Source organism: Candidatus Bathycorpusculum sp. (genome assembly GCF_009778815.1).
GTDB classification, from domain to species: domain Archaea; phylum Thermoproteota; class Bathyarchaeia; order Bathyarchaeales; family Bathycorpusculaceae; genus Bathycorpusculum; species Bathycorpusculum hydrogenotrophicum.
On sequence record NZ_WRFL01000020.1, the window covers coordinates 24,074 to 32,086 of the forward strand.

The following is an 8,013-nucleotide window of genomic DNA, read 5'->3' on the forward strand; positions in this document are numbered from 1 at the left end:
ATTCAAATGTCATCATGACTTTGTTCGCTTCGAAAAGACCCTATCTAAAATGCAAATATCTGGTTATTTGAGTGTTTCAATAAGTTGGAGTAGTTTTTCTTCAGGTGCAGTCTCTAGAAAGGTGTCCATTGTTTTTTCTGATAGGTACAGGGCGGCTTTGGCTTTAGGAGTTATTTCATAGAGATCAGATGTGCCGGTGGGTCGGATGGGGCGTTTGCCTTTTTTGGTTATCCAGTTTTGTTGTTCTAGGGCTTGGATTCGTCTGCAGATGCTTCTGTAGGGGGTGTGACGAAAGCCTTTTATTGTTTTGGTTGTGAGCCAAACGTCATAGGAGATCAGCATCTGTTTTTCTAAGATGCGCAGAATGGTGTGGTTTAGGGTTGCTTCTTTGCCGCTAAATACTTTGAGTTTTGTGCCTCGAAGCTTGCCCTCCATATGGTTGGTCTCCTTTTGTTTATGGGGTTGTTGGTTGTTGTGGGTTATTTTGGTATCTTGTCTTTTTTTGAGGGGGTTGTCTTGGGTATTTTTGGTCTAGTACTAGCGAGTGTATAGGGGAAAAAATAAAAATCTCTTCTATGTTTCCACATTTGATAGGTTTATGTTAAAAATGCCTGTGGTTTGTCGGATTGGGTGTGGGTTTTTTCCAGGGTTTGTTGGGTCTTTTCTAGTACTAGCGGCATTTTGTCGCATATATTGCTAGTACAGAAAATTTGGAGGTTGTGGTTTGTGGGAAAACGCGCGCAACAGCCTGTTTTGGTGTTTGGGAAATATATCTCCTGTTAGTATGGGTCTGTCTGTTTTTTTGAGAGATAGATCGTGAATTGGACATTAAAGCCTCTGTTATTTTGTTTTAATGTCTGCGGCTAAATTTTCCAGCAGGGGAACCCAGTAAGTTTCAACTATGTTATCCCAATCGAAATTTAATGCAAACTCTCTTGAAGCTTCCCCATATTTTTCCACCTTATCTGGGTGAAAATATGCATCCTCAATACATTTCGCTATATCATATACATCTGGTGCAGCTGTCTCTCCATTGATAGGTGTAGTCTCAAGGTTTAATCCAGTCCCCAACGACTTACATAACCAGCCATGTCCCTCAACTAACTCCGTCATGCTGCTAAAGTTATGACAAATATTGGGTACCCCACACGCTTGAGTCTCGAGAATGGGCATACCAAATCCTTCACGTTTGCTGCAAAGTAAATGTATGTCAAAACAATTCATCAAAACCGCCAAATCTTGCTCCGTAAGCATAACATTGGCCAAATTAGGATCCATGAAACGAACTACACCATCTAACCCATATTTATGGGCTACCGACAGCAGAGGTAGTCCATTTGGGTTATCAGGTGTTGTGTGGTATAGCCAAATAATGTTTTTTACATCTGGGTTTTGCTCAAGAAAATAGCTCATAGCCTTCATCGATCGGGTGTGTCCTTTTCTATCTTCCTTATCACCATTAGCCGCAACTGTCCCAAAAATAAACGCCTCCTCCGCCGCTGCATCTTCTTTGATGCCGATTCTGCTTCTAGCTTCTTGTTTATTTATGGGTTTAAATAACTTCGTATCTACTCCATGGTATATGCAATCTGCTTGTATTCCAACATCCGATAGACATTTCTGCTGCCATTTACATAACCCGATGATCTTGTAATATTCGCGGGTAAATTTGAGGATTTCTTCGGGGTAGTTAATTAGGTCCATGGGGCTGTATAGTGTTGCTTTGGGGATGATTTTGGGGAATTCGCTAAATGCCCACCAATCTGTGAATAGAATTCCTAAATCGACTTGAAACTGTTTGCAATATTGAGCTGCTGATGTAATACCAAAGGAACCATTTTTTGAGGGGAGTACGGGAATTTGATAGGGTGGTACTCCGCCTGGTTCGGTGCCATAGTATGCTGAGATGAGGACTTCAAACCCGTGTTTGGGCAGTCTGGTGCATATTTCTTTGGTGGTTTTTCCGTAGCCTGAGGCAATCCAGGGTGCTACGCTGTGCCATAATATTCTAAGTTTGGATTGAGTCTCTAAGTTTTCATTTTTATTCATTTAATTATCCCTCGTGTATTTTATATTTTATTTTAGAAGTTAAAGTCTGAGGTATGTTTGTGAAATACTCTTTTTAGTTTTTTAGAGCTTTTTTAAGAGTTTGAATTTATCTGTTTGTAGTGGTGTTTGTTTTTGGTCAGAGTATGTTGTGTGACTCTTTAGTGCAGTGTTGTAGCAAAACTTTAGTCAAGTTGCTATAATGTGGCGGAGCGTGCGCTGTGTGAATTGGTGGTTCAGCGTAAAATCACGGGCACCCTGCGAAATGAGAAAGGCACCACCATCTATGAGACTATGATGACTCTGATAACTACGTGGAGTAAACAAGGTTTAGATACGTTTGAACAAATGAAAAACAGTCTCATCCAAGCATGGACTCAGAGCTGAATACATACTTCAAGTTAATCCACTATAACACCTGAAAACAAAACCTGCCAAAGACACAATAATTTTGCCCAAAAATCTTGTTTAACAAAAATTTTTTAAGAGTCTATGATTAATACCTAAGTGGTGACTTTGAAGGATGAGGCGGATAATTTATGCAATTACGTTTATTTTGGTATTTTTTTTATTCGGTTCTGTGTTGCTTCCGTTTGCTGATGCTGATTGGGTGATGTACCGTTCTAACCCCTCACAAAGCAGTAACATATCATCCTATAATGTAGCACGTATGCCTAAACAAACTTGGACCTCCACCATACCCGCCGGTTACTCGACATCACCCATAGTTGACAACGGAATAATATATATCGGAACCGGGGACGGCAATATTTGTGCTCTACGTGCTTCTAGCGGCACAAAAATCTGGAACTACACCCTCAGCACACACATAGTGACATCCTGTCCAGTCATAGCCCAAGGTATTGTCTATATATGTTCTAATCTAACAATTTATGCGCTGGATGCTTCTACTGGTGAAAAAATCTGGAGTTGTTCTGATGCTGCATTTGGTTCATCTCCTGCTGTTGTTGACGGTATAGTTTACGTTTGTTCCTCTGGTTCTGTTTATGCGTTGGATGCTTTGGATGGGTCTGAGCTTTGGAACTATCCACTCGGCGGTGTGGCTTCTAAGGGAACGCCTGTGGTTTATGAGGGGGTGGTTTACGTCGGTGGGGGCCCTATAGATAGAGGTATTTATGCTCTAGATGCTCTGACGGGTGAACAGATTTGGAGTTATACCCCTGAGTGGTATAAGAACACACCGTGGGTGTCTGCGCCTGCTATTGCTGATGGTATGCTCTTTTATTCAACTAACCATAGGATTTATGGGTTGACTTTAGATAATGGTACTGAAGTGTGGCATAATGTAATCCATGCGGAGTCTTCGCCTGCAGTGGCTAATGGTATGGTTTTCTTGGGTTCGGGTATCTTCGGCAACCCTTTGCCTAGTTGTTGTGCTTTTGATGCTAAAACTGGGCGTCAGCTTTGGAATTATTCTGCTTCTTGGGGTTCTGCTGTTTATCCGGAGGTTGGTGAAGTTGTTTTTTTTTTTTCTTTTTCTGATCCAGCAGTTAGAGAGGGCGTGGTTTATTTTTGTTCTTCAGATAAAAATGTATATGCCCTAGATGCGGCCACAGGTGAGTTGGTTTGGAAGTACTCAACAAATAATACAAAGTCCTCCATTGTTTCGGATCTTGTTCTTCTTTCGCCTGTTGTTGGTAGGGGTGAAGTTTTTGTTTGTTCTTCCGATGGAGTGCTATATGCCATCGTTACAGATTCACGTATTATCTATTTTATTTTAGCATTTTTGCTTGTTATAGTGACATTTATCGTTACTGTTTTTGTAGTTGTGCGTTTATTTAAAAAATATTGCGTCAGATAATGGGCCTTATCTTACAATTTTCTTTTATGTTTTGTATTTTGTGTTGTTTCTAAGATCCAGTTTGATGGTTGGTTGGTATGTGTTTAGCTCTCAACGAAAATGGGTCTGTAAGTGGATTCTTTTCCGTTGAAATTTGATTTTTTGTGCTGTTTTTGTTCAGCAAGCATAATTATATAGACACATTTGTGTATATGCGCCTGTGTGAGCTAAACACATACGTTGGTTGTTTTCTTGAAAATGAATAGTGTATTTGACAAACATTCCGTCTTTGCTTTAAGTCTTCTAGCATTCAAACAAGTAAAATATGGACGTGATATAATGTCATACAATATATATAGAACAATACCTCAAACCCATCCACACCATACGCATTTTGGATGTCATACTGTTCCTCCAGACATTGGAGGCAGGGGAGTTACAACTTGGGCACACCCAGGCGGAGTTTCATACACCATAGCACCAAATCAATCAAAAACAATTTCCTTCACCTGCACACAACCTGAATGCTATGTACAGAAAGATTGGTGCAATGTGCATTTCAAAGCAACACCCAAAGGCACAGAAGAGGATACTCAATTAAAATTTGCGGTGGCCGGCCAAACCCAAGACATGTGGCTAAGTGGTGTTCCCGATCATGGAGTGTGGCAAACATATGAACTATCCGCTATAACCATTACTGCATACAATGATACCGGACTAAACACCATCATCCTCACCAACAATAGCAGTAACAGTACTATTGAAATTTCAAATTTTAGAATACTACGAGCCTACGAAATGAAAAATAATTATAATGCGATTTGTAATCCAGCAGTTAACACTGGCTCTTACGGAAATTTGGATTCATCACGTTATGATTACCCTTGTCGACTAAATTCTCCCTCCTGTGGAGAAAGAAGCGTAAGCGATGCTAGAGACAACATTTGCCATCCCACTAACGGTTTTACTATTCCTGCAGGAGGCAGTGTAGAGTGGGAATTTGACTGGACAAACCACACCAGCACCAACTACCTCACAAAAGACGTAACTCTATTCAACTTTAACGAAATCGCCGCAACAACAAAAAATGATGTTGAGTCAGATGTTAAATTAACTGCTTATATAAATGGCTCATTATTAACCACTTTCTACTTAAGCAAAAAGGAAAAACATTCTGCGTTTCCAAGTTATGATCTAACAACCAATGTAGCCTATAATGATACCGGAGCAAACACAGTAAAGTTGGTAAACAATAGCTCTGTTCCTGTTCGGCTTTGGGATGGTTATGGCGTAAACATTTATCGTGTTTATAAATCAGCAGGTATCTGTCCGCCTACCTGTGGAAGTTGCGTTATGTGCTATAATTGTTATCTTTGTTATGCGTGGTATCTTAGTTGTTCTGCGGGGTGTGAATCTTCCTGTCTAGACTGCCAAGTTGGGTGCGAAGTAAGTTGCTATGGATGTGAAGGCTGCCAAAATAGCTGCGAATATGCCTGCCAAAACTGCCAAATCTGCGAAGGTTGCCAATTTTGCGTTAACTGCGAAGGAAGCGAATTATGCCCCGGAGGCTACTATATCTGTCAACAATGCGAAACTTGCCAGCCATACTACACCCCCGGATGTGAAGGCTGCCAAAATAGCTGCGAATATGCCTGCCAAAACTGCCAAGCCTGTGAAGCAGTCTGTCAAGACTGCCAGACCTGCGAAGACTGCCAAGCCTGCATTAGTTGCCAAGGAAGCGAATTATGCCCCGGAGACTACGTATGCAACTGGTGCGAAACCTGCCAACCATACCAAACCCCAAAACACAACCCACCACCAACAAATATCCCACCAATCAAGGATACTTCACCAATCAAGGATACTTCACCAATCAAGGATACTTCACCACCCAAGGATACTTCACCACCCAAGGATACAAAGCTCACCAACCAACCCGCACAGAAAACAGAGACGGTGAACTAAATGACCCAACCAAACCCAAACCCAAACACCCAAATGTCTCCCAAAGATTTGGGGGCCCCTCTAAATCAAAGCCCCCGCCAGCCCATCCCAGCTATATACCCTCTATCTCCAGAGCGGGTGCGAGAAGTAGTCATGGAGATCCTAATCGAGCTAGATCTTGTTGCTAAAGTACAAAAAAAGAAGGCGATAAACATTGAATAACCCCCAACAAACCATACAAGAACTAACCGTCTGGACCAGCACTAAATGCAACCTCAAATGCAAATACTGCTTTGTCTACAAACTCAACGAAGCACAATCCCACAAAACAATGACTACAAAAACCGCTGATCAACTCATCAAATTCGCAGCCAAACACCTCAGCCCAACAGGACGCATCTGGTTCTTTGGCGCAGAACCGCTCTGCAACTTTGAAATAATAAAATACATCGTACATAAAAGCCGCTCAGAAGGATACAAATGGCAATTTGGTGCAACCACAAACGCAACCCTTATCGACGAAGAAAAAGTGCAATGGATGAAACAAGCCAACTTCGGCTTACTGCTCTCCATAGACGGCCTTAAAGATGGACATGATGCTAACCGAGTTTATGCAGATGGCAAGGGCAGTTGGGATGATGCTTGGAGGGGCTTAACGCTTGTAAGAGAGGTACTAAATCCTACACCCCAAATTCGCTGGACCGTCACACCCTCAACACTAAAAGGCTTAGCAACCAACATCAAAACTCTAGTAGAAAAATATGGTCTGACTAATATGGCAGTTGATTTCACCTATGAAGTGGAGTGGACCCAAACAGACCTTGCAACACTAAAAGAGGAACTAGAGGTCTTTGGCCGCTACTACCATAAGTGGATGCTAGAGGGCAAACCAGTGTTTAGTATGTTTATGCGGGATGCAAACGCCGCAATAACTCAAACGGTGCGGCCTTGGTGTAACCGATGCGGCTTAGGTAACGGAGGAATAGGAGTAGATTACGATGGAACCCTGTACCCGTGTCATCGGTTCATTGATTCGCACAAAATTCAAATCGGAGACATCTATAACGGGTTTAATGCAATGCATAAGCAGTGGATTGAGGATTGGCGCAAGATAGTGCCCTATTGTGAAGAACCAAAGAAATGTTTGAACTGCAACTACAAGATGGCGTGCAGCGGAGGCTGTATTGCTATGAACTACGACCTCTTTGGCACACCCCACATAAACGTTGAGAGCCTTTGCACCATTAAACAACTCATAGTAGACACCCTTGGAGAGTTGTGCAGGTCTTTGCAGACTAATCCAACTTTTCAGAAGCAATACCAAAAAACCGCAGCCGCTTCTCCACCACCATCCCCCAATTTTTCAGTATCACCTCATAGGCCCTGTGGTTGTTCAGACAAAACCCATCAACAAATTGTGGAGATACAAAAATGAGCTCTCCTTGTTAGAATTTAAGCGGTAGCTTTGTACTTCTGTACAATTAAGGCTCAACGGGGTGATTGTAGGGGGAACAAGATGTTCTTGTTTAATGGCTGGAACTGTTGTTCTTAAACGGGAAATGCGTAACTAAAAGCTGAACATGCAAGTTCTAAATGTCTTGCTCTCTTTTCTTTTTTTATCCTCAACTTGCTCAACTTTACTTGTGGTTAAATTCAGCAAAATTGGTTGGTTGTTTTGCAGGTTTTTAGGTTTTGGTTGTAAAAAGGTTTATTTTTTTGTTTTTGTTTAAAAATTTGGAGTTTATCGTATGTCGAGGTTTCAGGTGTATTGGGTGAAAAAAAGGTGTAAGGTTAGTGGGTTGTGTAGGTATAGGGGTGTTTTGCTTAGGTTGCCAAAAAAGTTTCATCCCCGGCTTGAGCCGTTCATTGGTGTTGATCTTGATGTAAAGGATATTACTGTTAGAGTGGTAGGTGATCAAAGGATAATAGATATTGTTTTAGTAACCTGACTTTTTTGTTTTATTATTATGTCTGGATTTTATTTGTTTGTAGCTTGTTTTTGGGTTGAACTTGAGTGAGCAATGAGGTCGGGGTAATTTTATCTGATAGTTTTTGGTATTTTTAAGTTCTGGTAATGCTCAGTTGATTGATTAAAATTATGGAGAGTGTTCACCTAAAGATAAGTAATGCGGTTTTTTGAAATGCTGTAAAGATGTCTTCAGTGGTTAATGCGTGCCAAAGTTTAAGCGTTAAATCCACCATCGCGGTCTTCTTTGAAACAA

Annotated in this window: 6 protein-coding genes and 1 pseudogene; 5 read left to right on the forward strand and 2 right to left on the reverse strand. The window is 41.3% G+C overall.

Translation table 11 applies throughout. The annotated features are described in order from the left end of the window. Nucleotides 1-63 precede the first annotated feature (63 nt). Both FWF39_RS05665 and FWF39_RS05670 read right to left on the reverse strand, forming a co-directional pair. Entirely contained in the window at nt 64-435 is a 372-nt protein-coding gene (locus FWF39_RS05665; protein ID WP_343382474.1) for a hypothetical protein, read from the reverse strand. A 405-nt stretch (nt 436-840) separates the two neighbouring features. Beyond that, nucleotides 841-2,049 (reverse strand): glycosyltransferase family 4 protein, encoded by a 1,209-nt coding sequence (locus FWF39_RS05670; protein ID WP_343382475.1) that lies wholly within the window; start codon nt 2,047-2,049, stop codon nt 841-843. A 198-nt stretch (nt 2,050-2,247) separates the two neighbouring features. On the opposite strand from FWF39_RS05670, the pseudogene FWF39_RS05675 reads away from it, so the two are divergent. The 5 genes and pseudogenes from FWF39_RS05675 to FWF39_RS05695 form a co-directional block, all read left to right on the forward strand. Continuing rightward, nucleotides 2,248-2,433: pseudogene (locus FWF39_RS05675) on the forward strand (IS66 family transposase); the annotation flags it as partial. Between the two features lie 283 nt (nt 2,434-2,716). Further along, entirely contained in the window at nt 2,717-3,868 is a 1,152-nt protein-coding gene (locus FWF39_RS05680; RefSeq protein ID WP_343382476.1) for a PQQ-binding-like beta-propeller repeat protein, read from the forward strand. A 318-nt stretch (nt 3,869-4,186) separates the two neighbouring features. After that, the gene (locus tag FWF39_RS05685) at nt 4,187-5,812 is read left to right on the forward strand and encodes a hypothetical protein (RefSeq protein ID WP_343382477.1); all 1,626 of its coding nucleotides are present in this window, start codon (nt 4,187-4,189) and stop codon (nt 5,810-5,812) included. Then, nucleotides 5,813-6,013, forward strand: coding sequence for a hypothetical protein (locus FWF39_RS05690; protein WP_343382478.1), 201 nt, complete (start codon nt 5,813-5,815; stop codon nt 6,011-6,013). Next, nucleotides 6,006-7,226: a radical SAM protein gene (locus FWF39_RS05695; RefSeq protein WP_343382479.1), complete on the forward strand. Its 1,221-nt coding sequence runs from the start codon at nt 6,006-6,008 to the stop codon at nt 7,224-7,226. Before FWF39_RS05690 ends, FWF39_RS05695 begins: the two co-directional genes overlap by 8 nt. Nucleotides 7,227-8,013 lie beyond the last annotated feature (787 nt).

Coding starts and splice junctions, on each gene's coding strand:
- FWF39_RS05665 (WP_343382474.1), bottom strand. CDS start 435: ATGGAGGGCAAGCTTCGAGGCACAAAACTCAAAGTATTTAGCGGCAAA.
- FWF39_RS05670 (WP_343382475.1), bottom strand. CDS start 2,049: ATGAATAAAAATGAAAACTTAGAGACTCAATCCAAACTTAGAATATTA.
- FWF39_RS05680 (WP_343382476.1), top strand. CDS start 2,717: ATGCCTAAACAAACTTGGACCTCCACCATACCCGCCGGTTACTCGACA.
- FWF39_RS05685 (WP_343382477.1), top strand. CDS start 4,187: ATGTCATACAATATATATAGAACAATACCTCAAACCCATCCACACCAT.
- FWF39_RS05690 (WP_343382478.1), top strand. CDS start 5,813: ATGACCCAACCAAACCCAAACCCAAACACCCAAATGTCTCCCAAAGAT.